Origin of the sequence: Stackebrandtia albiflava (genome assembly GCF_007994225.1) — a bacterium.
Taxonomy (GTDB): domain Bacteria; phylum Actinomycetota; class Actinomycetes; order Mycobacteriales; family Micromonosporaceae; genus Stackebrandtia; species Stackebrandtia albiflava.
In genome coordinates this window covers 565,213-590,448 of the sequence record NZ_VLLL01000006.1, presented here as the reverse complement: position 1 = coordinate 590,448, position 25,236 = coordinate 565,213, and the positions used below count along the sequence as shown (strand labels likewise).

At 71.6% G+C, this 25,236-nt stretch carries 25 protein-coding genes; 9 read left to right on the top strand and 16 right to left on the bottom strand.

Features of this window, described 5'->3' with window-relative positions; all coding sequences use genetic code 11:
* Positions 1-35: 35 nt before the first annotated feature.
* From LX16_RS13590 to LX16_RS13555, 8 genes are all read right to left on the bottom strand, one after another.
* A complete protein-coding gene (locus tag LX16_RS13590) occupies positions 36-989 on the bottom strand; it encodes a hypothetical protein (protein ID WP_147138791.1) in 954 nt (317 codons plus the stop codon).
* An 80-nt stretch (positions 990-1,069) separates the two neighbouring features.
* Positions 1,070-1,918, bottom strand: coding sequence for a hypothetical protein (locus tag LX16_RS13585; RefSeq protein ID WP_147138789.1), 849 nt, complete (start codon positions 1,916-1,918; stop codon positions 1,070-1,072).
* Between the two features lie 35 nt (positions 1,919-1,953).
* The gene (deoD, locus tag LX16_RS13580; protein WP_147138787.1) at positions 1,954-2,661 is read right to left on the bottom strand and encodes a purine-nucleoside phosphorylase; all 708 of its coding nucleotides are present in this window, start codon (positions 2,659-2,661) and stop codon (positions 1,954-1,956) included.
* Between the two features lie 149 nt (positions 2,662-2,810).
* On the bottom strand, positions 2,811-3,302 hold the full coding sequence (locus LX16_RS13575; protein WP_147138786.1) for a hypothetical protein: 492 nt from the start codon (positions 3,300-3,302) through the stop codon (positions 2,811-2,813).
* A 156-nt stretch (positions 3,303-3,458) separates the two neighbouring features.
* The gene (locus tag LX16_RS13570; RefSeq protein ID WP_147138784.1) at positions 3,459-5,063 is read right to left on the bottom strand and encodes an alpha/beta hydrolase; all 1,605 of its coding nucleotides are present in this window, start codon (positions 5,061-5,063) and stop codon (positions 3,459-3,461) included.
* Between the two features lie 16 nt (positions 5,064-5,079).
* Positions 5,080-5,382: a hypothetical protein gene (locus LX16_RS13565; protein ID WP_147138782.1), complete on the bottom strand. Its 303-nt coding sequence runs from the start codon at positions 5,380-5,382 to the stop codon at positions 5,080-5,082.
* 122 nt (positions 5,383-5,504) lie between these two features.
* The gene (locus LX16_RS13560; protein ID WP_147138780.1) at positions 5,505-6,191 is read right to left on the bottom strand and encodes a hypothetical protein; all 687 of its coding nucleotides are present in this window, start codon (positions 6,189-6,191) and stop codon (positions 5,505-5,507) included.
* Positions 6,188-6,484: a hypothetical protein gene (locus tag LX16_RS13555; protein WP_147138778.1), complete on the bottom strand. Its 297-nt coding sequence runs from the start codon at positions 6,482-6,484 to the stop codon at positions 6,188-6,190. The genes LX16_RS13560 and LX16_RS13555 overlap by 4 nt, the downstream gene beginning before the upstream one ends.
* Before the next feature lie 266 nt (positions 6,485-6,750).
* Here LX16_RS13555 and LX16_RS13550 point away from each other — a divergent pair, with 266 nt between their 5' ends.
* Positions 6,751-8,037 carry a M20/M25/M40 family metallo-hydrolase gene (locus LX16_RS13550; protein WP_147138776.1) on the top strand — a complete coding sequence of 429 codons (1,287 nt, stop codon included), beginning with the start codon at positions 6,751-6,753 and terminating at the stop codon, positions 8,035-8,037.
* A 58-nt stretch (positions 8,038-8,095) separates the two neighbouring features.
* Here the strand turns inward: LX16_RS13550 and LX16_RS13545 are convergent, their stop codons facing one another.
* On the bottom strand, positions 8,096-8,671 hold the full coding sequence (locus LX16_RS13545; protein ID WP_147138773.1) for a TetR/AcrR family transcriptional regulator: 576 nt from the start codon (positions 8,669-8,671) through the stop codon (positions 8,096-8,098).
* Positions 8,672-8,767: 96 nt separating this feature from the next.
* On the opposite strand from LX16_RS13545, the gene LX16_RS13540 reads away from it, so the two are divergent.
* Both LX16_RS13540 and LX16_RS13535 read left to right on the top strand, forming a co-directional pair.
* Positions 8,768-9,145 carry a DUF4267 domain-containing protein gene (locus LX16_RS13540; RefSeq protein ID WP_147138771.1) on the top strand — a complete coding sequence of 126 codons (378 nt, stop codon included), beginning with the start codon at positions 8,768-8,770 and terminating at the stop codon, positions 9,143-9,145.
* Between the two features lie 52 nt (positions 9,146-9,197).
* Positions 9,198-10,367: a hypothetical protein gene (locus tag LX16_RS13535; RefSeq protein WP_147138768.1), complete on the top strand. Its 1,170-nt coding sequence runs from the start codon at positions 9,198-9,200 to the stop codon at positions 10,365-10,367.
* A 27-nt stretch (positions 10,368-10,394) separates the two neighbouring features.
* Here LX16_RS13535 and LX16_RS13530 read toward each other — a convergent pair whose 3' ends face one another.
* The 3 genes from LX16_RS13530 to LX16_RS13520 all read right to left on the bottom strand — a co-directional run bounded on the left by LX16_RS13530 (position 10,395) and on the right by LX16_RS13520 (position 12,879).
* Positions 10,395-11,036 (bottom strand): class I SAM-dependent DNA methyltransferase, encoded by a 642-nt coding sequence (locus LX16_RS13530; RefSeq protein WP_147138767.1) that lies wholly within the window; start codon positions 11,034-11,036, stop codon positions 10,395-10,397.
* 123 nt (positions 11,037-11,159) lie between these two features.
* Positions 11,160-11,717: an NAD(P)H oxidoreductase gene (locus LX16_RS13525; protein ID WP_147138765.1), complete on the bottom strand. Its 558-nt coding sequence runs from the start codon at positions 11,715-11,717 to the stop codon at positions 11,160-11,162.
* 40 nt (positions 11,718-11,757) lie between these two features.
* On the bottom strand, positions 11,758-12,879 hold the full coding sequence (locus tag LX16_RS13520; protein WP_147138763.1) for an alkene reductase: 1,122 nt from the start codon (positions 12,877-12,879) through the stop codon (positions 11,758-11,760).
* Between the two features lie 143 nt (positions 12,880-13,022).
* Here LX16_RS13520 and LX16_RS27955 point away from each other — a divergent pair, with 143 nt between their 5' ends.
* The gene (locus tag LX16_RS27955) at positions 13,023-16,196 is read left to right on the top strand and encodes an AfsR/SARP family transcriptional regulator (protein ID WP_147138761.1); all 3,174 of its coding nucleotides are present in this window, start codon (positions 13,023-13,025) and stop codon (positions 16,194-16,196) included.
* Positions 16,197-16,289: 93 nt separating this feature from the next.
* Here LX16_RS27955 and metG read toward each other — a convergent pair whose 3' ends face one another.
* Together metG and LX16_RS13505 are read right to left on the bottom strand one after the other, a co-directional pair.
* Positions 16,290-18,083: a methionine--tRNA ligase gene (metG, locus tag LX16_RS13510; RefSeq protein ID WP_147138759.1), complete on the bottom strand. Its 1,794-nt coding sequence runs from the start codon at positions 18,081-18,083 to the stop codon at positions 16,290-16,292.
* A 300-nt stretch (positions 18,084-18,383) separates the two neighbouring features.
* A complete protein-coding gene (locus LX16_RS13505) occupies positions 18,384-18,854 on the bottom strand; it encodes a PH domain-containing protein (RefSeq protein ID WP_211354497.1) in 471 nt (156 codons plus the stop codon).
* A gap of 48 nt (positions 18,855-18,902) precedes the next feature.
* Between LX16_RS13505 and LX16_RS13500 the strand changes: the two genes are divergently transcribed.
* Positions 18,903-20,075, top strand: a complete 1,173-nt coding sequence (locus LX16_RS13500; protein ID WP_147138757.1) for a thiolase family protein — start codon at positions 18,903-18,905, stop codon at positions 20,073-20,075.
* Positions 20,076-20,257: 182 nt separating this feature from the next.
* On the opposite strand, the gene LX16_RS13495 is transcribed toward LX16_RS13500, so the two are convergent.
* Positions 20,258-20,521 (bottom strand): cell division protein CrgA, encoded by a 264-nt coding sequence (locus LX16_RS13495; RefSeq protein WP_147138755.1) that lies wholly within the window; start codon positions 20,519-20,521, stop codon positions 20,258-20,260.
* Positions 20,522-20,731: 210 nt separating this feature from the next.
* On the opposite strand from LX16_RS13495, the gene LX16_RS13490 reads away from it, so the two are divergent.
* The 3 genes from LX16_RS13490 to LX16_RS13480 are packed head-to-tail and all read left to right on the top strand — an operon-like array spanning position 20,732 to position 22,817.
* Entirely contained in the window at positions 20,732-21,562 is an 831-nt protein-coding gene (locus tag LX16_RS13490) for a DUF881 domain-containing protein (protein WP_147138753.1), read from the top strand.
* The gene (locus tag LX16_RS13485) at positions 21,559-22,536 is read left to right on the top strand and encodes a class E sortase (protein WP_147138751.1); all 978 of its coding nucleotides are present in this window, start codon (positions 21,559-21,561) and stop codon (positions 22,534-22,536) included. The genes LX16_RS13490 and LX16_RS13485 overlap by 4 nt, the downstream gene beginning before the upstream one ends.
* A 2-nt stretch (positions 22,537-22,538) precedes the next feature.
* The gene (locus LX16_RS13480; RefSeq protein WP_147138749.1) at positions 22,539-22,817 is read left to right on the top strand and encodes a hypothetical protein; all 279 of its coding nucleotides are present in this window, start codon (positions 22,539-22,541) and stop codon (positions 22,815-22,817) included.
* Positions 22,818-23,276: 459 nt separating this feature from the next.
* On the opposite strand, the gene LX16_RS13475 is transcribed toward LX16_RS13480, so the two are convergent.
* Entirely contained in the window at positions 23,277-24,557 is a 1,281-nt protein-coding gene (locus tag LX16_RS13475) for an AfsR/SARP family transcriptional regulator (RefSeq protein ID WP_147138747.1), read from the bottom strand.
* A 329-nt stretch (positions 24,558-24,886) separates the two neighbouring features.
* Here LX16_RS13475 and LX16_RS13470 point away from each other — a divergent pair, with 329 nt between their 5' ends.
* Positions 24,887-25,228 carry a hypothetical protein gene (locus LX16_RS13470; RefSeq protein WP_147138745.1) on the top strand — a complete coding sequence of 114 codons (342 nt, stop codon included), beginning with the start codon at positions 24,887-24,889 and terminating at the stop codon, positions 25,226-25,228.
* The last annotated feature ends 8 nt before the right edge of the window (positions 25,229-25,236 follow it).

Here is a 25,236-nt window from a genome sequence, read left to right as displayed (position 1 = left end):
GGCGTCGGGCGGCCACCACGGCGTGAACGGGCGCCTCAGCCCGGTCGGACCCAACCGCAGGACTGTGCGCCGTCGGTGAGGGTGACCCGGGCGAGCTGCCAGTCCGGGGCGTAATGAGGCTGCCGGCTGAGCAGTTCGACCCGCTGGATGTCGGCGGCCTCGGCGACCCCGGGGGCGTCGGTGGCGGGCGCGACCAGCGGCGGTTCGCCCTCCCAGTCGCCGACGACCGGCCGAATCGCGGGATCGCAGGTGTCGACGGATCCGAACCCGGGTGTGGTCCTCACCGGGTACCCGTCGACGACGGTGACCCGGTACGTCTGCGACTGCAACCGGGCATCCGGTTCGCACCGCGCGCCGGTCGTCAGGTCGACCTCCAGCGCGCCGACGACCGGCCGGAACGCCTCGACGTGGTCGCCGCAGTCCTCGGTGACGGCCGCCGGGTACTTCGCCTGCACGGCCTTCCCGTCCTCCCAAAGCCACACGTACAGCTGTGGCGTGGAGCCGCCGGCGACGACGGAGATGAGGATCGCGGCGTCCAGGTCGTTGTCGGAGTCGATGTCCACGTACTGCGGTTCGCCCCGCACGAAGTAGGGGATGTCGGTCGCGGTGCCGGTGTTGCCCTCCATGACCTCCTGTTCGGTGATCAGTTCCGTGGTCCTGCCGTCGACCGACCGGAACTCGGCACCGACGAACTCGAAGTCCCGGATGCCCTCGTCCATCGGCGTCACCGTCAACACCGCGGTCTGGCCGGCACCGCCCCCGGAGAGGGCGATCACCGCCGTCACGGCGGCACCGGTCACGACGACACCGACCGCCCCCGCGAGGACCTTGAACCACAGGCCGCCGGTGGCGGTGGTGGTGGTCGTCTTGGCGGCGAGCACGGCCGAGGCCGCCGCGGCACCGGCGGTGGCGGCCGTGGAGACGCCGATGTTGGTGGCGACGACCACGTCGCGCATCCGGTCCGGATCAGGTGGGCGTCGGGACTCCATGCCCGCCAATCTATCGAGCGGACGCCACCGCCGACCGCCCTTCACGGCCAGACCGACCGGTCCTCAAGGGACCTGCTCGGCTAGTTTCCGACGGCCGCGATCGGCACCCAGCCGCAGGCGTGGACGACGTCGCCCGACCGGATCGCCGCGACGACCCAGCCGTCACCGTCGTAATCCGACTCCACAGTGGTCACCGCGGCGTCGCGCGGCACGTCGGCGGGAGCGGCCTCGGCGTGCGGAGCGGTCAACGGCGGCACGTTCTCGGCGACGGCCGCACCGGGAGGCCCCGCCGGGTCGGTCAGGCACGGTGCGACGGCCGACATCGGATCGGTCAGGACCAGGTCCTCGCCGGACAGCCCCACCGTCACGGTGTCGGTCTGCTCGTGGCCCGACAGGTCCGCGTGCATGGTGCGCGCGACGGTGAACGCCGTGCCGGTCGCCGCCAGGTCGGTCAGCAGCCCCCGGTAACCCGGATCGAGCTGCCGCGGCACCTGGGCGACGGCGCCGTCGTCCCATGTCCACACGTACAGGGAGTATGTGGTGGCTCCCGCGGCCGGTGACCACATCATCAGCATCGCGGCGTCCAGGTCGGCGTCCGCGTCGATGTCGGCGAACACCGGCCCCTGCGCGATGTGGTAGCCGACGCCGATCTCCTCCATACCCGGGTTCAACGCGACACCGTCCACCAGCGTGACCGGATCCGGCGAGCCGAACGGCTGAAGGGTCGCGTTCGTGAAGTCGTGACCGGTGATGCCCTCGTCCATCGGCGGTGGGGTCAGGGCACCGACGGCCGGTGCCGGGGAAACGGTGAACAGGCCGTAGCCGACGACACCGGCCGCGACGGCGAGGGCGAGGCCGGCGGCGATCCCCCGCCCCGACCGGCGCGTGGCGGCGGGTGGAGCGGGAGGGGCGGAAGCGGGGTGGGTCACGTCAGCAGGATATGGACGCCGTCCACCCCGGGACGTCAACGGGTGACGGCCGCCAGGGCGATCTCCACCATCTCCGCGAAGGAACTCTGGCGTTCCTCACTGGACAGGTGGGTCTCGTGGACGAGGTGGTCGCTGATCGTGACCAGCGCCAGTGCCCGGGCGCCGAACTTCGCGGCCAGGGTGTACATCGCCGCCGCCTCCATCTCCACGGCCAGCACGCCGTACCCGGCGAGACGCTGGTACATGTCGGGACGGTCGGTGTAGAACACGTCGGAGGAGAGCAGTTGGCCGACGTGCGCGGTCACGCCCTGCTCGGCGGCGACGTCCACGGCGTCGCGGAGCAGGCCGAAGTCCGCCACCGGGGCGTAGTCGACGATCCCGTCGAAGCGGATGCGGTTCATGTTGGAGTCGCTGGCGGCACCGATGCCCGCGACCACGTCGCGCAGCGCGAGCCGCTCGGTGATGGCGCCGGCGCTTCCGACCCGTACGACCGTCTTGACGCCGTACTCGGCGAGCAGCTCGTGCGTGTAGATCGAGGCGGACGGCATGCCCATGCCCGATCCCTGCACCGAGATCCGGTGCCCCCGGTAGTCACCGGTGAAGCCGTACATGTTGCGCACCGAGGAGTAGCAGACCGGGTCGGTCAGGTAGGTCTCGGCGATCCACTTGGCGCGCAACGGGTCACCGGGCATGAGCACGGTCTCTGCGATGTCGCCCGGCTGGGCGGAGATATGAGCTGTCACGCGGTGATCATCGCACGCGCGGCGCCGCGTCCGGCGACGTCCCGGTCACGGCCCGGCACGGGAGCCCGGGGCCGGGTGGACCGGCGTCGCGCCCCGGACGGGCACTGTGGACGCACCGGCGGGCGGGCGGGTTCATGCCGCGTGACGTGTCACGTCAGCGCCGGTGCCGGCGGCGGCCCGCCCGTCCGCGTGACCGGTGGCGACGACGCGGTGAGCCACAGGTTCCCCTGTCTCCCCTGTTTGAGCGCCACGGTGAAGCCGTCGTCGGGGTGCCTGACCCGGAGCACCCGGTGGGGCTGGTCGACGGTACGGGTCACCACCTCGTAGCCGCGTTCCAGCCACAGCGCCTCCAACTGGCCGAAGACCCGGGAGTTGTCCGCGAGCAGCGCGGCGGCGCGGTCGGCCGCGACCGCGTCGTCGATCCGGTCCGCGGCGGCCTCACCGGGATGCACCAGCAGGTAGTTGACCTCCACGTTGGTCAGATCGGTCGGCCTGCCGTTCACGTCGTGGTAGGCCAGCGAGTTCCGCAGTCCCGGCGTGACGCCGAACGGCGGTCGCAGTACGTCGGCGACCAGGCGCAGGTGCTCTTCGGCCCGGTCGTATGCCTGTCGTTCGTCGAGGTCGGACGTCGGCTCGCTCATGGTGTTCCCTTCGGCGGTGCGGTGGGGGCGCCGGTCCGGGGCCGTCACGGCTCGGACCGGCGCCGCCCGTCATCGGTGACGACACGGGTACCGTCCGGTGTTACCCGTTCCGGGCCGTCGGTGGACAACCCGCCCGCGTGGCACGCCCCGCGCGGGTCACCACTCCCACGGCCACTTCTGGTACCAGCGTTCGTGGTAGTCGACGCGGGGGACGTCGTCGCCGTCACCGGTGACGATCATCGCGAACGCGTCCCTGGCCGGATTGCCGTCGTCCCAGTAGCCGCTGTGCGCCGCGATCCGGCCGTCCTCGTGCGGGGGCGACTCGAACACCTGGGCGCCGAAGCTCTCCATCACCGGTGCGGTGTCGTGCGCCCACGACGCGTCCGGGACGACGTGGATGAGGTCGTTCGGCGCGGTGGTCGCGTACACGTTCTCGGCGCCGATCTGGAGGTCGGAGGCGTGCGGGGTACCGACTCCGGGGCTGGCGACCAGGATGATCTGGTCGGTGCGGACCCCGTCGCCGCCCTCAGCGGCGTGGCCGACGACGGTGCTGCCGTAGGAGTGGCCGAGCATCGTGTTGCGGACCTCGTCGGGGCCGCCCTGGACGGCCTCCATCCCCTCGGTGAAACGTCGCAACGCGGTCTCGGCGTCCTCGGCGTAGCCGGGGAGCGCGGCGTGCGCGATGGTGTCGGGCGCGTCGTACCCGAACCACAGGATCCCGGCCGTGGAGTCCGGGTCCCGCAGGTTGGCGTCCGACACCATCCGGTCGACCCGGGAGATGTTGCCCGTGACGTTGGACAGGTCGGTGCCGGTGCCGGGGACCATGGTCACGACGTTGTCGGCCTCGTCGGGGTTGCCGACCGCGACCACCGCCTGACCGTCGCCGGAGGAGTCGATCAGCAGCAGGTACGCCCGGTCGTCGTATCCGGCGCCGCCGGAATCGCGGTCCAGCCGGTCCTGTATCTCTTGGAGTCCTTCGAGGATGCCCTGGAGGCGCTTGTCGTCGGGGTCGGCGGCGAGCTGGGACTGGACGTCGGCGATCTGGTCCAGCAGTAGGGAGCGGTTGGCGACGTCGCGGTAGACGGTGGGCACGCCGTCGAGCGGGCCGATCAGTTCGGGCCGGTGCATCAGCAGGCTCTGGCGTTGCGCCGCCGTCAGGCCGAGCCACCAGTCGTGGACCTCCTGCGGTGTCCAGTCGGATTCGGGCTCCGGCACGTCCGCCGCGTCCGGTGGCTGACCGGTCAGGGTGGGCACGAGCAGCGCGATACGCGCCTTCGCGGTCTGGTCGGCCTCGGTGGCCTTGCGTACCGCGTCGGCGATCCGGTCGGCGATGCCGCGCAGCGACGTCATGTAGTGCTTGACGTCGGAGGGGTCCACACCGTCGGCGCGCAGCCGCGCCATGTCGAGGCGGATGGAGGAACCGTCCTCGGCCACCAGCGCGAACCCCTTCGCGTCCTCCAACGCCTGGAGGAGGTCCGACTTGGCGAGTTCGACCGTGTCGGCCAGTGTGGACAGTTCTCCGGAGATACTGGCCAGGTCGGCCTGGGCGATGGAGGCGCGGCGGTGCTGGTCGCGCAGGACGGAGACGGCGGCGGTGCCGCCCACCTCGTCCGGCCCGGTCCAGGCGTCGCGGATGCCGGTTCCGGCGGTGCGCAGCGGGTCGAGCTGCTGGTCGAGGTTGCCGGACAGTCCGCTGAACGCGGTGGCGGCGTCGCGGATCCTTTCGGGTACGGCGGATTTGAGATCGGTGAAGCTGACCACGGGCGGGCTCCTGGGATCAGACGATGGGGGGTGGTGAGGCGTGCCGGTCGATGGCGGCTCCGTTGTCGACGTCCTGGCCGTCGAGTTCGTCCGCCGTGAGGCGGACGACGCGGCCGATGTCGCCGAGTCGCCGCCCGAATCCGGTCACCTGGTTGCGCCATTCCTCGCTCACGGTCGAGAGGGCGGTGACCGTGTCGAAGCCGGGGTTGTCGGTGATGTCGAGTCTGTCGGTGTTGTCTTCGAGGTGTCGTCGGATACGGCCGCCGCAGTCGGCGACGTCGCCGCCGCACCGGCGCATGAGGGGTAGGTCGTTTTCCATCGGGCACTTCCGCAGTAGAGGGCACCACTGTCGCGGCGATTCAATCAGACCCGCGCCACCCCGGTCCAGATCCGAATGCGGCCACGGGAGGTGACGCGGCGTGACATCGGCGGGTGTCGTGGTCAGCCGGTCCCGGTGGCGACGTCACCGACGTGGTCGCGGACCGCGATGGCGCGCAGGGCCGCCAGTTCCGCCGTGGTGAGCGGGGTGTCGCCGATCGCGGCGGGGTCGGCGCCGTGGCGCCTGAGCAGGTCGGCGGCGGCGAGGCCGACCGGCGCGGAACGGAATCCGTCGCCGGGTACGCCGATTCCGACCGTCCATCGTAGGGCGATCGCGGCGTTGTCGTCGGCCTCGGTGGCCTCGGTGACGGCCTCGGCGACGAGTTCGGTGAGTCGTGCGGCGCGTTCGGCGAGCAGTTCGTGGTGCGGGGTGGTCGGGGTGCCGGGAGGCGGGAGGTGCCGGACCTCGCCGGTGTCGGTGACGGTGAGGGCCGGTTCGGCGGCGACCTCGTCGAGTACGGCGGTCAGTCCGGCCTTCGCCTTCTCCAGCAGTGACAGCGTGTCGGCGAGGACGTCGCGGACGGCGGTGGCCTCGGTGACGGCGGCGTCGAGTTGCGCGTCGTGCGCGGCGACGCGCCGTTGCGCGACCTCGGCGGCCTCGCCCTCCCAGGTGGCGCGGGTGACGGCCACGGCGACGTCGCCGCCGTCGGTGCGGGCGCCGTGGAGCCGGTGAACGGCGGTCGTCCACCGGTCGACGACGCGGCCGAGAGCCTGGAGGTCGCAGTCGCGCAGCCGGGGGAAGTCCATCACCGGATCACCAGTTGTTCCGGAGTGGGGAAGCGGAAGGAGTTGGCCTCGTCGGTGGCGACGACGTGGTCGGCGGTGAACCGCAGGGCGTCGCGGTAGGCGTCCCAGTCGGCCGCGCAGCGGGCGACCTTGGTCTCCCACAGTGCGGTCACCTCGGTGAGGGCGTCGGTGAGGTGGAGACCGGGTGGTGGTGCGGCCCGGTCGGCGGCGAGGGACCGGCCTGCGGCGCGTACCTCGTCGGCGGCGGCGTCGGCGAGGTCCGCCAGCGCGTCTATCTCCTCGGCTGAAAGTCTCACGTCGGCTCTCCTTCCGGGGTCGCCGTGTCGCACGGGTGGTGTCCGGCGTCCGTTTCGAAGGTAGCGGCCCGGCGGCGGCGACGGCGCCCACGGCCTTGCGGATTTCTGCCCTGAGAGTGCGGGGTCCACCGTGGTGAATCACGGACGGACATTCGCCGAACTACTGCCTTATTTATATATGTAAATCAATAACGGAGAGCGGTATTCTGCGGCCACGGCGCGTCACAGCGGTGACGCGCACAGCGACTCACCATCATGGAGCGTCAATGTCCAGACGACCACTCCTCGCCGTCACCGGCGCCGTCGCACTCGCCGCCTCACTGCTCACCGCCGGCGCGGCGAGCGCCGCGACGACCACCGCCGCACCCGACATCGACGTGGCGGCGGTACAGGCCCACCTGACCCGCTTCCAGTCGATCGCCGACGCCAACGGCGGCAACCGCGCCGCCGGGACCACCGGATACGACCGGTCCGCCGACTACGTCGCCGCCGAACTGACGGCCGCCGGATTCGACGTCACCCGGCAGACCTGCACCGGCTGCTACGGACAGGATCAGAACATCATCGCCGACTGGCCGGGCGGTGACACCTCCCAGACCATCATGCTCGGCGCGCACCTGGACGGGGTGAGGTCGGGTCCCGGCATCAACGACAACGCCTCGGGTTCGGCCGCGCTGCTGGAGGTCGCCCTGACCCTCGCCGCGCAGGACCCGACCGTCACCAGGCACCTGCGGTTCGCCTGGTGGGCGGACGAGGAGTCCGGCCTGCGCGGCTCCAACCACTACGTGCGCACGACCGGCGTCTCCGGCATCGAGGCGTACCTGAACCTCGACATGGTCGGCAGCTCCAACGCCGGGTACTTCGTGGACAACATCAACGGCGCCTACAGCGCGCCGTTCCGGGAATACCTCACCTCGGTCGGCGCCGCCCCCGAGGAGATGACCGAGTGCTGCAGCGACGACGGGCCGTTCCGCAACGCCGGCGTGCCCACGAGTTTCCTGTCGACCGGCGCCTCCGCCCGTAAGACGACCGCGCAGGCCGCGAAGTGGGGCGGCACCGCGGGCAGGTCCTTCGACCCCTGCTACCACTCGTCCTGCGACTCCCTGCCGGGCAACATCAACGTCACCGCGCTCGACCGGATGACGGACGCGACCGCGCACGCCGTCTGGACGCTCGCGGTGGACGACGACGGGACCCCGCCGGCCGACCCGTGCACCGCCGTGTCCGCCGGACCGGTGAACATCGTCGACCACACCACCGTGTACTCCCCCGCCACCGTGTCGGCCTGCGGCCGTTCCGGTTCCGCCACCGCCTCGGTCACCGTCGACATCACCCACACCTGGCGTGGCGACCTCGTGATCAGGCTGCTCGCCCCCGACGGCACCGCCTACCCGGTGGCCGACTTCAACGACTACGACAGCGCCGACGACGTCCACGCCACCTACCGCGTGAACCTGTCGGGTGAGACCGCCGACGGTTCGTGGCGGTTGTCGGTGCAGGACCACGGACCCGGCGACACCGGCCGGATCGACTCCTGGCGGCTCACCCTGTGAGCCGTGCGGCGGAACGGTCCCGGCGGCGACGTCGCGACCGTTCCGCCGGCGCGGCCTCTCACGGGGCGTCGGCGAGCCGGGCGACGAGCAGGTCGAGCCGTTCCGCCTGCTCCTCCCGGCGGACGCGTGCCGTGTCGGACAGGACCGCCATGCCGTGCAGGGCACTCCATGTGACCTCGGCGAACAGTTCGGGCCGCCCGTCCGGCCGGAAACAGTGGACGAACTCGTCGAAGCACGCCCGCATCGGCGCCGGGGTCTCGTCGCTGGCGAATCTCAGATCGTTGGGCAGGTGGAACATCGCCTGGTAGAGCGCGGGGTGCGCTTCCGCGAAGTCCAGGTACGCGCCGCAGACGGCGTGCAGGGCGGCCCGGCCCGGTTCGGGGGCCTCCCGCCGTGCCCCGCCCAGCCGGGCGGCGAGTTCACCGAACCCCTCCAGGGCGACGGCGCCGACGATGGCCTCCTTGCCGGCGAAATGGCTGTACAGCACCGGTTGGCTGTACTCGACGCGCTCGGCGAGCCGCCGGGTGGTCACCGCGTCCCAGCCCTCGGATTCGGCGAGTTCGCGGGCGGCGGTGACGATCAGTCGGTGGCGTTGGGCGCGTTCACGTTCACGGCGTTCACTGACGGCGGACATGTCGTGATGATAGCAACGCTAGACATCCTACCGACGACAATGTATCGTCGCTATCGTTCCTAGCATCGCTAGCCAATCCAAGGTAGGAGACCCCTCATGCTCATCCACATCGCCAACGCCCTCACCGGCCTCCTCGGCGTGGGCCTCATCCTCATGGGGACGTCCGCGATCTGGGCGCCCCGGAACGCCGCCGGCTTCGGGATCCCCGACACCCCGACGGAGGACCACCGCTTCCGGTCCTGGCTGGCCGTCAAATCGGTGCGCGACATCGTCTACGGCGTCTCCCTCCTGATCCTGCTGGCCGGCGCGACCCCGCAACTACTCGGCTGGTACATCTGCGCCGTCGCCGCCACACCCGTCGCCGACGCGGTGATCGTGGCGCGCAGCGGCGGCCCCAAGACGGCCGTCTACGGCGTCCACGGGGCGACGGCCGTCGTGATGCTGGCGATCGGACTGCTCCTGCTGCTGGCGTGACCACGCCGCCGCGGGCGGGACGGCGGTGGGACGACGGCTCTACGCTCAGGCCATGGACATCCCGACCGTCGTCACCCTGACGGCCGTGGCCCTCGCCGGCGCGGTGGCGGCCCTGCAACTGCTCCGGCACCGCCGCCGGTCCCCCGGTTCCGGAGCCACCCACTCCCACCCGTCACGTCCGTCGCCCGTCCGGTACCCGATCCGGCTGCACGGCGGCACGAGGCATCTGCCCTTCTGGCTGACGGTGGCGGCGGTCCCGGCGGCCGTCGCCGCGACCGGACTGGCATTGGGAGGCCGCGAACTGTGGCAACCGGCGATCATGTGCGGCGTGGTCACGGCGGCGGCGCTGGTCGTCGCCGCCTTCGCGGTCCTCGACGGCACCCGCCTCACCGTCCACTCCGACAGCGTGACCGTCCGCAGGCGGTTCCGGTCACTGACCGTGCCGCGCGGCGACGTCCGGCACATCGGCGTCGCCCCCGACGACCGCGAAGTCACACACGCCGCCCACCGGTACGGCAGCCCACCGGTCCGCAGGCCCCGACTGGCGCTGTGGTTGCGGGAACCGCGCGAAACCCCCGGCTTCGGGAGCGTCCACCCGGCAGGCGACCACACCGTCCTGTGGTCGCTCGATCCCGCCGACACCGTCCCGCCCCGACAGTGGCGCCGACTGCACGCCGAGACCGGCACCGCGGCGCCGTCCGGTCCGGAGGTCCTGGCGGCGGCGCTGCCGCCCGAGTCCGCGCCGGTCCACTACGACCCGGTCACCGGCGACCTCGGCGACGGGACGGCGACATACGCGCGGATCAGCCAGGTGCCGCCGTCGCCCTGGCGGTGGTCGGCGTGGCGGCTCAGCCGCGCACCCCACCGGGAACGACGCGACTTCACGGTCACCGACCCGGCCGCCGGAACCCTGGTGACCGTGTTCAAACCCGCCGACGCGGTACGACGCCGGTTCCTGGTCACCGACCGGTACGGCGACGCCGTCGGGGAACTGCGCAGCACCGGATTCGTCACGCGCGGATACGAACTGCGCGGCCCCCACGGACTCGTCGGCCACTGCCCCGACCAGCACGCCCGGCCGACCGTCGTCCTCGACCCGGCCGGACGGGTCCTCGCCGAGTGGAACGGGACGGCACTGCGATGGACAGGACCGTCCGGTATGGACTCACGTGAACGGCTGCTGTGCCTGCTGCTGCCGTTCGCCGTCACCTGGCCGGACTAGACACCGGTCGGTACGGCGGCGAAGCGGTTACGCCGGGCCGCCCAGTCGCAGCAGCAGGCGCCCGTGCCGGAACGGCCGTTCGTCGCCGTGCGGTTCCCGCGACATCCGGCCGATCTCGGTGAATCCGGCTTCACGCGCGTGCTCCCTCAACCCGTCGATCGGCCACCGGTAGGCGGTGACGACCCGGTGGTCGAACGCCGTCACCTCCCGCGCCTCCGCCTCGAAGAAACCGAGCAGGAGGTGGCCGCCGGGCCGCAACACCCGCCGGAACTCCGCGAAGTACCCCGGCAGCGTCTCCGGTGGGCTGTGGATGACCGAGTACCACGAGACGAGACCCGCCAGGCCGCCGTCGGCGGTCTCCAGGGCGTCCATCGACCCCACCTCGAACCGCAGGCCGGGACGGGTGCGGCGGGCGATGTCGATCATCGCCGGTGACAGGTCCACACCGGATACCTCCAGCCCCAGGTCATGGAGGTGGGCGACGATCCGGCCGGGACCGCACCCCACCTCCAGCACCGGTCCCGTGTCGCGGGTGAGCTCGGCGAACGCCGCGAACATGGCACGGTCGAGCGGCTGCCCGCGCAGTTCGTCCCAGGTCAGTTCGGTGTACAGCTCGGCGACCGCGTCGTAGGCGGCCGCGGTCTCGGCCAGATGGGAGGTGTGGGTCATCCCCCGAACCTAGCGGCGGCGGCGTCCATCGATGCGGGCGGCGCGGACGCCCCCGGCAGCGCATTCCACTATGGATGAAGACGGGCGGGCCGGGCGGCGGCCGGTCGGCCCGCCGCCCGCTCCTCATCCCGCCAGAAGACCGTCCAGCGCGGCCGCCGCCTCGGCGAGCACGTCGTCCCCGGAACGGTGCTCCGTGTCGTACACCAGGTGCAGCGCGGCATCCGGAATCCCGCAGAACCGGGACACCCCGATCCGCAGCTGCCGGTCCATCGCGGTGTGGAAACCGTTCGCGGTGAAGTACCCCTCGGGTCCACCCGCCAGGCCCAACCACAGCATCCGTTTCCCGGCCAGCCGCGGCCGGTCGGCCCCGTAGGCGAAACCGTGGTTCCACACCCGGTCGATCCAGCCCTTCACGATCGCCGGCGGCGAGAACCACCACACCGGGAACACCACCGCGATCTCCGTCGCGGCCTCGATCCGCTCCATGTGGGCGTGTACCTCGGCGCTGTAGGACTTCCCGGGGTCGTGCCAGTCGGGTTCGTCGGCCTCGGTCAGCGCCGGGTCGAACTTCTCGGCGTACAGGTCGAGCAGATCGGCACCGTACCGGTCGGCGGCGGCCCGGGCGGCCCGTCCCGTCAGTGAACCGGTACGGGGATGCCCCGTGACCACCAGTGCGCTCATGCGCCTTCTCCCTTCCTCACGAGCGGATCCGCCCGCCCGGTCACGAACCGGCGCCGGCGAGCGAGGTCTCGGCCGCTTCCCGCGTCGGGTAATCCGTGTATCCGGCCGCCCCGGCTCCGCCGTACATGGTCTGGAAGTCCGGCGTGTTGTACGGGCCGCCGGCGGCGATCCGCGCCACCAGGTCCGGGTTGGCCAGCCACGGCTTGGCCAGGGTGACCGCGTCGGCCCGGCCGTCCCGCAGCACCGTCAGGCCCCGCGCCGGGTCGGCGGGCGCGTCCCCGGGGGCGGCCTGCGGGTTCACCACGAATCCGCCACCCCAGGCGCGGCGGATCATGTCGGTGTGGTCGGCGGTGCCCGCCTCGGACACCTCCACGAACGCCAGCCCACGCGGCAACGCCGTCGCAAGCTCCCGGTACGACCGCTCCGGGGCCGGCTCCGCGACGCCGTTGTACGGGTTGGCCGGCGTCAACCGCACCGCCACCCGGTGCGCACCGATCGCGCCCGCCACCGCCTCGGTCACCTCGACGGCGAACCTGATCCGGCCGGTGACCGTGCCGCCGTACGCGTCGGTGCGCAGGTTCGCGTTGTCGGACAGGAACTGGTGGATGAGGAATCCGTTGCCGGCCTGCAGTTGCACCCCGTCGAACCCCGCGTCCACCGCGTTGCGGGCGGCGCGGGCGAAGTCGGTGACGGCGGCCTCGACGTCGGCGAGGGTCATCTCCCGTGGTTCGGGGTTCTCCAGCATCCCCTGCGGCGTGTAGGTCTCCCCGTACGCCACCGGCGAGGGCGCCAGCAGTGGCGCTCCCGCCGGGTGGAGGCTCGGGTGCCCGATCCGGCCGGCGTGGTTGAGCTGCGCGAAGATCCGGCCGCCGGCGGCGTGCACCGCCTCGGTCGTCGTCCGCCACGCCGCGACCTGCGCGGGGTCGTGCAGTCCGGGGATGGACACGAAGCCCACGCCGACCCGGTTGACGGCGACGGACTCGGTGATGATCAGTCCCGCGGAGGCCCGTTGCGCGTAGTACTCGGCGGTCAGCGCGGTGACCAGGCCGCCGTCGGCGGCGCGGGCGCGCGTCATGGGAGCCATGACGAGCCGGTTCGGGAGGGTCATGTCGCCCAGGGCGACGGGTTCCAGTGCTGCCTTCGAGACGTGTGTGTCGGTCATGGGACGAGCGTGCGGAACACCGGTTACGGAAAGCTTCGGTTCCGGTTGCGGTGGACCATAACCGCTGGTGGCCGGGCTATTCACGGGCCGCCCCCGTGACCACCGGTTTGCCGGGCGGCCGGCCGCGATCTAACCTGGCCGTCATGCGTTTCGGGGTGCTGGGTCCGTTGGCGGTGTGGACGTCCGCCGGGGAACCGGTGCGGGTCCCCGAGGCCAAGGTGCGGATGCTGCTGGCGACACTGCTCACCGACGCCGGGCGCCCGGTCTCCACCGACCGGCTGGTCGCGGACCTGTGGGGCGACAATCCTCCCGCGAAACCGTTGCCCGCGTTGCGCGCCAAGGTCTCCCAGCTGCGCCGTGCCCTGGACACCGCCGAACCCGGCGCCCGGGACCTCGTCGTGTCCCACCCGACCGGCTACCTGCTGGACGTTCCCGCCGACGACGTCGACACCGGCCGGTTCGCGCGGTTGCGGGAGGCCGCCCGGCGGGCCGCCGACCCCGCCGACCGGGCCGCACTGTTGGGCGAGGCGCTGGCCCTGTGGCGTGGCGAACCGTTCCCCGAACTGGACGACGCCTCCTCCGCACGACCGGTCGTCACCCGGCTCACCGAACAACGACTGGCCACCGTGGAGGATCGCGCGGAGGCACGGCTGGAACTCGGCGAGTACACCGCCGTGAGCGGCGAACTGGCCGAGGCGGTCGCCGCCCATCCCCGCCGGGAACGGCTGCGCGCCGCCCACATCCGCGCCCTGTACGGCAGCGGACGACAGGCCGAGGCGCTGGAGGGTTACCGACTGCTGCGGGACACGCTCACCGCGGAACTCGGCGTCGATCCCGGCCCGGAACTGGCCGACCTGCACCGCCGGGTACTGCGGCAGGATCCGGCACTGGCCGCGGCGCCCGCCCAAGCCCGGCCCGGGAACCTCCCGGCGGCACCGGACGACCTGATCGGCCGGGACGACGCGCTCACCGAACTGGCCGGCCGCCTCGACACGGCGAGGCTGCTCACCCTGACCGGGCCGGGCGGTGTCGGCAAGACCAGGCTGGCGACCCGGTTGGCCGCCGACGTCCGGGACCGGTTCCCCGACGGGGTGTGGCTGGTCGAACTCGCCGGTATCGACGACCCGTCCATCGTCCCGGACGTCGCCGCGGCGGTGCTCGGAGTCCGCGACGACGGCGACCGGCGACTTCCCATCGTCGCCCGCATGGCCGCGTCACTGCGGGACAGGCGGGTCCTGGTCGTACTCGACAACTGCGAGCACCTGGTGGAGGCCGCGGCAGCACTGGCGGCCGGGCTCCTGTCGGCCGCACCGGGGCTGCGGCTGGTCGCGACCAGCCGGGAACCACTGCGGGTGCCGGGTGAACAGGTGTGGCCGGTACCGGCGTTGACCGTCACCGACTCGACGGACCCGGTGGAGCTACGGCACACCGGCGCCGTCGCGCTGTTCGTCGCCCGTGCCGCCGCCGCGTCGCCCGGTTTCGCGTTGCGCGCCGGGAACGCCGAGGCGGTGGCCGCGATCTGCCGCCGACTGGACGGTATGCCACTGGCCCTGGAACTGGCCGCGACCCGGGTGAGGGGTCTGGGCGTACACGAACTCGCCACCCGGCTCGACGACCGCTTCGCCCTGCTGTCGGCGGGGAACCGGGGCGGCCCCGCCAGGCAACGCACCCTCCGGGCGGTGATCGACTGGAGCTGGCAGTTGCTGGAACCCGACGAGCGACGGGTCCTCCGCCGGTTGACGGTCTTCCCCGACGGCTGCACCCTCGACGCCGCCGAGGCGGTGTGCGGCGGCGACGACCTGCCGCCCGGCCGGGTCGCGGACCTGCTGGCACGGCTGGTCGACCGCAGCCTCGTGTCGGTCGGCGGGACCGACCGGCTGCGATACCGGCTGCTGGAGTCGGTGGCCGCGTACGCGACGGAACGCCTGGACGACCCCGCCGAGGCGGCCGCGCTGCGCCGCCGCGCCCGCGACCACTACCTCCGGCTCACCGAACGGGCGGAGACGGCGCTGTGCGGCACCGGTCAGGTGGCGTACCTGGCGATGCTCGACACCGAGACCCTCAACGTGCGCGCCGTCCTGGACGTCGCGGTGGCCGAGGGCGACGCGGAGACGGCGCTGCGGCTGGCCGCCGGACTGAGCTGGTACAAGTTCCTGCGCGGCCGGTACCGGGAGGCCGACCGGTCGCTGGCGGCGGCACTGGAGTGCGCCGAACGGCACGGCGGCACCGGGACCGTCCACCACGCACGGGCGCGCGCGTGGCGGACCGGCATGGCGGTCCTCGCCGGAGACGGCACCGACAGCCGGGCGCGCGTCGAGGCCGCGCTGCGTGGCCTCGACGGGTTCCACCCCGCCGAACGGGCCAGGTTCCAGTGGTTCCTCGAATACGTGCACACCACCCTGGGCGACTTCTCGACCCCGGTCGACCACATCGACGGGGCGCTGTCGGTGCTGGAACACCACGGCGACCACTGGGGCGCCGCGGCGATGCGCACGGTGCGCGCGAACCACCTGCTGTTGCGCAGCGAACTGGCGGCGGCCGCCGCCGACGCCGAGGCCGCGCTGTCGGCGTTCACGGCGCTCGACGACCGGTGGGGCCAACTGCGTGCTACCGCGGTCGCCAGCGCGTTGGCCGAGATCCGCGGCGACTACGCGGAGGCGGCACGCAGCCGCCGCTCCGCCCTGGAGTCCGCCGAGGAACTGCACATCTGGCCCGAGGTCGCCGACCGGTTGTCCGGGCTGGGCCGGATCGCACTGCTCACCGGCGATCTCGACGCCGCCGAGGACTACCACCGCCGGAGCCTGGCGCTCGCCACCACCCATTCACACCCGCAGTGCGGGGTGTTCGCGGAGAGCGGCCTGGCGATGCTGGAACGGCGACGGGGCAGGCTCGACGCGGCAGAGGAACGATGGATCCGGATCAAGGGCTGGTGCGGCAAGGCCAACGACGGTCCCGGTGTCGCGTTGGCGTTGGCCGAGCTCGGATTCATCGCGGAACTGCGCGGTGACGCCGTCGCCGCCGAACGCCTGCACCGGGAGGGCCTGGCCGTGGCCGAAGGTCTCGGTGACCGGCGCGCGGTCGCGCTGGCCCGGGAGGGCCTGGCGGGCGCCCGGGTGCTCGCCGGTGACCCCCACGGCGCCGCGCGCCTGCTGGGTGCCGCCGCCGCGGCACGGGAGGCGTCCGGCGCGCCGCTGCCGGAGGGGGAACGCGGTGACGTGGACCGGATCACCGCCGCGATAATGTCCACACTCGACGCGACGGCGTTCCGGGCCGCGTTCGAGGAGGGCGCGCGGTCCGAGTGCCCCGTACCCGCCTGACCGGCGCGACGCCGGCGATCCGGCATCAGTCCACAGCAGACCGGCGGCACCGGTGTCCTCACGGGTACCGGTGCCGCCGGTCTGCGCGTCGACTCAGGAACCGAGCCGTTCCAGCTCCTCCTCGATCACCGACGGGTCGAGCTTCGCGAAGATCGGCGTCGGCTTCTGCAACGGGTGCCCGGTCTTGATCGGCCGGGACTCCCACTTGGGGACGTTCGTGTAGTCGCCGACCAGGATCGGGTACGTGCCGTCCTGGAGCGGACCGGTGCCGTCGAGGTCGGGGACCTCCTCGATCCGGGGCATCGGCGCGAACACGCCCTCACCGCCGAGCAGTTCGTGGATCTTCTGCGCCGAGAACGGCAGGAACGGCGCGAGCAGCGTCTTGCAGTCGTCCACCGCCTGCAGCGCGACGTGCAGGACGGTGCCCATCCGGTCGAGGTCGTCCTTCAGCTTCCACGGCGCGGTGTCGGCGAGGTACTTGTTGACGGCGGCGACCGTCTTCATCGCCTCACCGACCGCGGCCTTGATCCGGTTGCCGCCCAACAGTTCCCCGACCGTGTCGAACGCCGCCCGGGTCTCGGCGAGCAGCGCCCGGTCGACGTCGGTGAGCTCACCGGCCTCCGGGATCGCACCGAAGTTCTTGGCGGCCATCGCGACGGAACGGTTCACCAGGTTGCCCCACCCGGCGACCAGTTCGTCGTTGTTGCGGCGGACGAACTCCGCCCACGTGAAGTCGGTGTCCTGGGTCTCCGGCCCGGCGACGGCGATGAAGTACCGCAGCGCGTCGGCGTCGTAGCGGGACAGGAAGTCCCGCACGAAGATGACCACCCGGCGCGACGACGAGAACTTCTTACCCTCCATGGTCAGGAACTCGCTGGAGACGACCTCGGTCGGCAGGTTCAGCGCGCCCAGCTCGCCCGGCTTGCCGCCCTTGGCGCCCTCACCGTTGTGGCCCAACAGGATCGCGGGCCAGATCTCGGAGTGGAAGACGATGTTGTCCTTGCCCATGAAGTAGTACGACAGGGCGTCCGGGTTCTGCCACCAGTTGCGCCACGCCTCCGGGTCGCCACTGCGGCGCGCCCACTCGATGGAGGCGGACAGGTAGCCGATGACGGCGTCGAACCACACGTACAGCCGCTTGTCGGGCCGTTCGATCCAGCCCTCCAGCGGCACCGGGACACCCCAGTCGAGGTCGCGGGAGATCGCGCGAGGCTTCAGGTCGTCCAGCAGGTTGCGCGTGAACCGTACGACGTTGGGCCGCCACCCGGAGCGGGTGTCCAGCCACGCGTTGAGCGCGTCGGCGAACGCGGGCAGGTCGAGGAAGAAGTGCTCTTCCTCCACGAACTTCGGCGTCTCGCCGTTGATCCGCGACCTCGGCTCGATCAGGTCCTCCGGGTCGAGCTGGTTGCCGCAGTTGTCGCACTGGTCGCCGCGCGCACCGGCGTAACCGCAGATCGGGCAGGTGCCCTCGATGTAGCGGTCGGGCAGGGTACGGCCGGTGGACGGTGAGATGGCGCCCATCGTGGTCTTGGCCAGGATGTACCCGTTGTCGTACAGGGCGGTGAAGATCTGCTGGACGGTGGCGTAGTGGTTTCCGGTCGTGGTCCGGGTGAACAGGTCGTAGGACATTCCGAGGGCGTTGAGGTCCTCGACGATGATCCTGTTGTACTTGTCGGCCGCCTCGCGCGGCTTCAGGCCCTCCTCGTCGGCCTGGACCAGGATCGGGGTGCCGTGTTCGTCGGTTCCGGAGACCATGAGTACGTCGTGACCGGCCATGCGCATGTACCGGCTGAAGATGTCGGCGGGAACCCCGAAGCCTGATACGTGACCGATGTGGCGCGGGCCGTTGGCATAAGGCCAGGCGACCGCGGAGAGAACGTGACTCATAGCAGCCGATCCTAGTCGGGTACGTGAGACCCCTGCATCCGCGTTTGCCCGCCTCCCCGCCCGGTTCCGGCCCCACTCCCTTGACCGCTTGGTCCCCGCCTGGTGGCGCTTGGTCCCCGTCCGGTGGCGCCTGGTCCCCGCCCGGTCGGCACCCCTGACCGTTTCGCACCTTTCATCCCCATTCGGCGAGGACCAAGCGCGCAATGGCGGGGACCAAGCGGAACGAGGGGGCGAATGGGAGCGAGAGCGGGGTCGGAACGGGCAGCGGCCGAGCGCGGGAGGCGAGGCGGAACGGGCGGGTCAGGTCCGCTTCGGGGCCGAGTCGCGGTGCCGGGAGTCGTCGCGCCACCGCAGCAGCTCGTCCCGCACCTCCTCCGGCGCCGCGTCGAGGTCGTACCGGCTGAACAGGAACAGCGTGGAGTCGATGTCGATCTCCAACAGTTCGGTGGCCGTGCCCAGCCGCTTACGCCGATCGACCCGGATCCGCTCGATCTCGCCCCAGGCGATCTCACGCCGGACCAGGTAACCGCGCGACACCGCCACCCCGTCGGCCCCCACCGACAACCGCACCGGGAACTTCAGGTCGCGCGCGCCGTAACCCGCCAACACGACGGCGGCGACCGCCGCCACCAACAGCCGCGCGGGGTCGTCGCTGAACCACAGCGCCGCCACCAGGAACACGCCCGCAGCGGCGAACTTCGCGCCCATCACCTTGCGGGGTACCCGCCATTGCCGCCTGTTGGTGTCCACGGGTGACAAGTCTGCCACCATCCTCCGACGATCCCGGCACCCGACCGCCGGTCTCATTACTCTTGGGTAATGCGTGATGCAGTGATCGTGGGTGCCGTGCGCACCCCAGTGGGACGCCGTAAGGGCGCACTGAAGGAGACCCATCCGGTCGACCTGGCCGCGACCGTGTTGACGGCCCTGGCCGAACGCACCGGCATCGACCCCGGCCTGGTCGAGGACGTCCAGTTCGGCTGCGTGTCGCAGGTCGGTGAACAGTCCTGGAACGTCGGGCGCAACGCGGTGCTGGCGGCGGGCTGGCCCGAGCACGTCCCCGGCACCACCGTCGACCGGCAGTGCGGGTCGAGCCAGCAGGCGCTGCACAACGCCGCGGCCGCCGTCATCGCGGGCTTCCACGACGTCGTGGTGGCGGGCGGTGTCGAGGTGATGAGCCGGGTGCCGATGGGTTCGTCGGTGAGCGACGGTGTCGGCGCCCCCTACGGCGAGGAGGTGCGGCGCCGCTACGACGGCCGGCTCGGTTTCCAGACCGAGGCACCGATCCCGTTCAGTCAGGGCGTCGGCGCGGAGCTCATCGCCCGCAAGTGGGGACTCGACCGGGCGGCGCTCGACGAGTACGCCCTGACCTCGCACCACAAGGCCGCCGCCGCGCAGGACGCCGGGAGGTTCGACGCCGAGATCACCCCGGTGAAGGACTTCACCGCCGACGAGGGCATCCGCCGCGACACCACACGGGAGGTCCTGGCGGGCCTGAAGCCGGCGTTCGACCCGGAGGGCGTCGTCACGGCGGGTTCGGCCTCGCAGATCTCCGACGGCGCGGCGGCACTGCTCGTCACCACGTCGGAGACGGCGGCGCGGCTGGGCCTGACGCCGTGGGCGCGGGTCCACACGGCGGTCGTCGTCGGTTCCGACCCGGTCGAGATGTTGACCGGGCCGATCCCGGCGACCGAGAAGGCGCTCACGCGGGCCGGGCTGTCGGTATCGGACATCGGCGCGTTCGAGGTGAACGAGGCGTTCGCGCCCGTGCCGTTGGCGTGGCTGGCGGAGACGGGCGCCGCCGCCGAGCGCCTCAACCCGCTCGGAGGGGCGATCGCCCTGGGCCACCCGCTCGGGGCGACCGGTGCGCGCCTCGCCACGACGTTGCTGCACCACATGCGCGCCGAGGGCATCGGCTACGGCATGCAGACGATGTGCGAAGGCGGCGGCATGGCCAACGCGACCGTCTTCGAACTGATCACACCGGTGTAGTTATCCACAACCGGCCGGTTCACGCGGCCGGGACCTGCGGCCGGAGGAATCCGGTTGTCCACAGCCTGTGGACAACCGGGCCTCCCCGGCGTCGCGTGTGGACAAGATAAGGGCATTGACCAGCAGAAACACCTGAACCGGGAGTTATCCACAGGCTGTGGAAAACCCGGTCGCGGCGGTGGCTACCGCCAGCGGGACAGCACCAGCAGGCTGACGATCAGGCAGGCGAAACCGATACCGAGGTTCCACAGGCCCCACACCGCGACCGGGAACGTTCCGTTCGACAGGTAGTAGGAGACCAGCCAGCCGATTCCCAGCACGATGAAGAACACCGCCAACACCGGCACCCAGGTCGGACTGGGTTGGTGGGATGATTCGGCGGTCTTCGGGCGCAGCTCGGCGGGAGCCGTGTAGACCTTCTTCTTCCGAACGCGCGACTTGGGCATTGATGAAACTCCTGTTGAGGGAAGACCAGACAAACAGCGTAGCCGGGAATCACCGTGCTGACACGATGCGCCTTCGTGCGCCGCCTGGAAAGGTTCGTTCCTGCGGATAGGCTTGTTGTTGGGCGGGGTGACGCATGACGCACATTACCCGCTGTCGCGGCACGTGGTCGCGGTCGGTTCCCGCCGACCCCGCGCGGTGTGACGAAAGGGATGACGGTGAGTGAGGACACCCCGGCCGGTGAGGGCACCGCGCCGAGCGACTCCCCGGCGCCGCGGCGCGCCCGCGACCGGGTCCGCCGGGCGTGGCGCGACTACCGTTCCGGCGAACGGCGCTGGTCGGCCGTCACCGTCCTGGTGCTGTTCGCGGCGGGCGCGCTGCTCAGCGCCACCGCCTCCGCCGCCGGGGGCACCAGCCTCCGCGCCGAGCAGGACGTCGAACTGCGGGAGTTGATCCCCGAACGCAACGCGCAGGTCCAGGACCTCACCGAGCAGTACGAGGCGCTGGGCACCGAGGTCGAGGAACTCGCCGAAGGACTCACCGACGACTCCGGGGTCACCGCCGAGGAGGAACGCGCCTCCGAGTGGCTGGCGGCGGCGGGACTCACCGCCGTCCACGGGCCGGGCGTCCAGGTGTCGCTGGACGACGCGCCCCGGGTGGACGGGCGGCTGCCGCACGGCGCCACCGTCGACGACGTCGTCGTACACCAACAGGACGTGCAGGCGGTGGTCAACGCGTTGTGGGCGGGCGGCGCCGAGGCCATGACCATCATGGGGGTGCGGGTCGTCTCCACCAGCGCGGTGCGCTGCGTCGGGAACACACTGCTCCTCCACGGGCAGGTGTACTCCCCTCCGTTCGTGATCGCCGCCATCGGTGACCGCGATGCCATGATGGAGTCGCTGGACGACGCACCGGGTGTGCGTGCCTTCCGCGCCGCCGCGGCGGATTTTGGACTCGGATATTCCACCGAGGAGTTCGAGGACCGCCGGATGCCGGCGTACGACGGGCCGTTGAACCTGATTGACGCGGAGGTACCCAGGTGAGCGACCGCTACGACCCGCGATATGACGACGGGTTCGACGACGACTACGACTTCGGTTACGGATACGACGACCAGCGCCCACCCCCGCCGCCGCCCGCGCGAGGCGTCGCGAGGGTGCCACCGGAGCCGATACCGCCCCGTCCCCCACGTGAACCCGTCGACGAATCCGATCCACTGAGCCTCATCCCCGGTCCCGACGAGACCACACTCCTTCCCCGGCTCCCGGGACGCGGCGAACGCGGCCCCGAACCGGACCCGGAGGTCCCCGAGGCCCGCAGGCGGCGCGCCATCCGGCGGCACCGCGACGACCCGGCGGCGTCGGGCGCGGGCGGACGCCGCGCGGTCCGGGTGTTCGCGGAGGTGTTCGTGACCCTCGGCGCGGTGGTGCTGCTGTTCTCGGCCTACATGATCTGGGGGACCAGCGCCGAGATCACCGCGGCACAGGACGAGAAGGAGACCGAGCTCATCGAGGACTGGGCGGACGCCGAGGAAGACCCCACCCTCGACCCGTTGCCCGGTGAGGCGATCGCCCGGTTGTACATGCCGCAGATCCGGCCCGAACCGTGGATCATCGTCGAGGGCACCGACCTCGACGACATCGAGACCGCGCCCGGCCACTTCGAGGACAGCGCGATGCCCGGCGAGACGGGCAACTTCGCGCTCGCCGGTCACAACGTCCCGGCCATCTTCCGGCACATCGACGTGCTGAAGGCGGGCGACGTGGTCGTCGTCGAGACGATGAGCAACTTCTACATCTACGAGATCACCGAGAGCGCGATCCTGAGTCCCACGGCGCTGGAGGCGGTCGCGCCGGTCCCCAACCAACCCGGTGTCGAACCCGGTGAGGACGACCGCTGGCTGACCCTGATGACCTGCCACCCCTGGTGGGACAACTACGAACGCTACTTCGTGTGGGGGAATCTGCTCGACACCCGGGAACGCGGCGACGAACTGCCACCGGAGGCACTGGGATAACCATGTATGGATGGATCTGGCGCAAGCTGCCGTTCGGGCTGCCCGGCAAACTCGTCGGTTCGGTGCTGCTGGTGACGGGGGTGGTCGCGCTGCTGTGGTACGTGGCGTTCCCGAACCTGGCGCCGCTGCTGCCGTTCGGTCAGGTCACCGTGGACGACGACGGTGGCGGTGGTGGTGACGGTGACGGCGGTGGCGACGATCCCGGCCGGGTGCCGTCCTACGACCCCAGCGACTTCGAACTGGAGGAGTCCCCCACCGATTCGGCCAGCTCGGAGGGCTGACCGCCGGGCGGGCGCGGTGAGCGTTCGGTGGCGGCCGGAGCGGTGTGGCGTGCCGGCGGTGGCCGGTGGCCGGGCCGGCGGCGATCGCCGGTGGTGGTCCGCCGCGGGGAGTGCCGGAAGGTCGGCGGGTCACGAGGTGGCCCGGTGCCCGGTGGCGGTTCACCGTGTGGAGTGCCGGAAGGCCGGCGGTTCACGAGGTGGTCCGGTGTCGGGTGCCCGGTGGAGCCTTCATTGGAAACGGCCCCCGACCGGCCGCGTGTCGCAACGCGGTGGCCCCGAACATCCCACTCGGCGCGGCGAGGGGGCCTCCAACCTCCGCCCCATATGTGGAGCGTAGAACGGTTTCGGCCCCCCGGTCCAGTCGCCGGACACCGCCCTGTGGATAACCACCCGGTTGTGGAAAACCCCCGTGACCTGCCGACCGACCGCGGCCACCGCCGAAGTGCCACGCGGCCCGGCTCAACCGTCGGCGTGGGACAGGGCCTCGTCGCCGTCTGCCGCCAGGGTCAGCCGCCTAGCCCCGTTCAACGCCACCAGTCCCGACAGGCCGTTCCGGGACGTCACCAGCACGAGGCTGCCGGGGCCGCCAGGCAGCAGCGGGCGCACCATCGCCGGGTCGGCGACGTCGTCCAACACCACCAGGATGCGGCGGTCGGCGGTGGTCGACCGGTAGAGCGCGATCCGCTCGTCGGCGTCCCGCGGTATCTCCTCCGCCGCCACCCCGAGGGCACACAGGAATCCCGTCAGCACGTCCTGCGGGTCCGACACCCCGGTCTGTCCCATGTGGTGAAACAGTTGCCCGTCGGGGAAGTCGACGGCGGCGTCGGCGGCCCATCTGAGCACCAGGTCGGTCTTGCCGGTACCGGCCGCCCCGGTGACGATCAGCAGCGGCACGCCACCGTGCCGGCTCTCGCCGTCGTGAAGGCCCGACAGTCGCCGCAGCTCCTCGTCGCGTCCCGTCCCGCCGGGCGGCCGGGGAAGCTGCCGGGGCACCGGGTCGGCCGATGCCGCGCCGCGCAGCCCCGGTTCCTGTTGCAGGATGCGCCGGTAGAGGTCGCGCAGTTCGGGTCCGGTGCGGGTGAGGCGGCTGATCCGCTGGAACTGTTCCAGTGCCTCGGACTGCCGGCCGTCCCGGTATAGGGCGCGCATCAGGACCGCCGTCAGGCGTTCGTCGAGTGGATGGGCGAGCACCGCCTCGGTGAGTTCCGCGACCACCTCGGTGTGGCGGCCGCATTCGAGTTCGGCGGCGAAGTGGTCGTGCAGCAGCGACGACCACTCCCGTTGCAGTTCCCGGCGCGTCTCGTCGACCCAGCCACCCTCCACGTTGTTCAGAGGGCGTCCGTGTCGGCATGCCTTGGCGGCACGCCACAGTCCGGCGGCCTCGGAGTGTCGTCCCTCGGCGGTGGCCCGGCGGGCCGCCTCCGCCAGTGAACGCATCCGGAACAGGTCGACCGCCTCCGGCTCGGCCGTCAACCGGTAGCCGTCACCACCGCGCTCGATCGACACGCCCGGGACGTCCGCGATCAACCGGCGCAGCCGGGCGAGGTTGCTGTAGAGGGCGCTGTATCCCGACGGCGGCGGGGCGTCTCCCCACACCCGCTCCAGGAGCGTCCGCTGGTTCACCGGCCGGTTCAGTGACACCGCCAGCACCGCGAGCACCGCCGACTGCTTAGCAGGGCCCGCCCGCCGCCAACCGTCCGCGGTGGCGACCTCCACGTTGCCGAGCAACCGCACGTGCACGGTGCGCCTCCTGCCGGTCGAGGGGTCGTCGGGGGAATTATGCCTGGTTACCGGCTCGGAACCGTCGAAGCCGTCCGTAGGGCGGGACGGAACCGCCGGTCACACCCGTCGAGTGGTTTCGGGCACATCGCCCGGCTGCACGATTTCCGGGACGTCATCCGGGCCAGATTCGTGCAAGGTTCCCGCAGAATCCGGCCGGTAGGGTTCGGCGCGCGGACCACCTTGGCGGTCCCATCCCCCGCCACGGCCGGTCCGCATTCCGCACCCTTCACAGTCCATGGACCCGGTGACGACCGGGTCCATGGCGTTTCCATGCATTGAGGATCGACATGCTCATCTGGTCCGGTTGGGGCCTCGCCGCTCTGCTTCCACTGCCCCTGATCGCCGTCTTCGCGGGGACACTCGACGCCGTGGGCGTCACGGGCGAACCCGGGATCGGTGTCGCCCTCGCCCTCACCGGGGCGGTCGGCGCGGTGTGGACGCGCTGGTTCGACGGTTGGCGCGAGAAGCGGTCGCCCGCCCGGCAGCTCGTCGACCCCCGCACCGGTCAACAGGTCGTCGTGGTGCGCCGCGACAGCCTGTTCTGGATCCCGATGCGGTTCCTGTGGGTCGTCTACGTCCTGCTGGCCGTGGGCGGTCTCGCCGTTCTCGTCACGGGGCTGGCAGGCTGACGTTCGTA

What these genes read in the sequence shown, in the direction of transcription:
- LX16_RS13495 (WP_147138755.1), bottom strand. Translation starts at nt 20,521, where the DNA reads ATGCCCAAGTCGCGCGTTCGGAAGAAGAAGGTCTACACGGCTCCCGCC.
- LX16_RS27955 (WP_147138761.1), top strand. Translation starts at nt 13,023, where the DNA reads ATGCGTTTCGGGGTGCTGGGTCCGTTGGCGGTGTGGACGTCCGCCGGG.
- LX16_RS13505 (WP_211354497.1), bottom strand. Translation starts at nt 18,854, where the DNA reads ATGGTGGCAGACTTGTCACCCGTGGACACCAACAGGCGGCAATGGCGG.
- LX16_RS13530 (WP_147138767.1), bottom strand. Translation starts at nt 11,036, where the DNA reads ATGACCCACACCTCCCATCTGGCCGAGACCGCGGCCGCCTACGACGCG.
- LX16_RS13550 (WP_147138776.1), top strand. Translation starts at nt 6,751, where the DNA reads ATGTCCAGACGACCACTCCTCGCCGTCACCGGCGCCGTCGCACTCGCC.
- metG (WP_147138759.1), bottom strand. Translation starts at nt 18,083, where the DNA reads ATGAGTCACGTTCTCTCCGCGGTCGCCTGGCCTTATGCCAACGGCCCG.
- LX16_RS13540 (WP_147138771.1), top strand. Translation starts at nt 8,768, where the DNA reads ATGCTCATCCACATCGCCAACGCCCTCACCGGCCTCCTCGGCGTGGGC.
- LX16_RS13470 (WP_147138745.1), top strand. Translation starts at nt 24,887, where the DNA reads ATGCTCATCTGGTCCGGTTGGGGCCTCGCCGCTCTGCTTCCACTGCCC.
- LX16_RS13490 (WP_147138753.1), top strand. Translation starts at nt 20,732, where the DNA reads ATGACGGTGAGTGAGGACACCCCGGCCGGTGAGGGCACCGCGCCGAGC.
- LX16_RS13520 (WP_147138763.1), bottom strand. Translation starts at nt 12,879, where the DNA reads ATGACCGACACACACGTCTCGAAGGCAGCACTGGAACCCGTCGCCCTG.
- LX16_RS13525 (WP_147138765.1), bottom strand. Translation starts at nt 11,717, where the DNA reads ATGAGCGCACTGGTGGTCACGGGGCATCCCCGTACCGGTTCACTGACG.
- LX16_RS13565 (WP_147138782.1), bottom strand. Translation starts at nt 5,382, where the DNA reads ATGGAAAACGACCTACCCCTCATGCGCCGGTGCGGCGGCGACGTCGCC.
- LX16_RS13575 (WP_147138786.1), bottom strand. Translation starts at nt 3,302, where the DNA reads ATGAGCGAGCCGACGTCCGACCTCGACGAACGACAGGCATACGACCGG.
- LX16_RS13535 (WP_147138768.1), top strand. Translation starts at nt 9,198, where the DNA reads ATGGACATCCCGACCGTCGTCACCCTGACGGCCGTGGCCCTCGCCGGC.
- LX16_RS13500 (WP_147138757.1), top strand. Translation starts at nt 18,903, where the DNA reads ATGCGTGATGCAGTGATCGTGGGTGCCGTGCGCACCCCAGTGGGACGC.
- LX16_RS13480 (WP_147138749.1), top strand. Translation starts at nt 22,539, where the DNA reads ATGTATGGATGGATCTGGCGCAAGCTGCCGTTCGGGCTGCCCGGCAAA.
- LX16_RS13545 (WP_147138773.1), bottom strand. Translation starts at nt 8,671, where the DNA reads ATGTCCGCCGTCAGTGAACGCCGTGAACGTGAACGCGCCCAACGCCAC.
- LX16_RS13590 (WP_147138791.1), bottom strand. Translation starts at nt 989, where the DNA reads ATGGAGTCCCGACGCCCACCTGATCCGGACCGGATGCGCGACGTGGTC.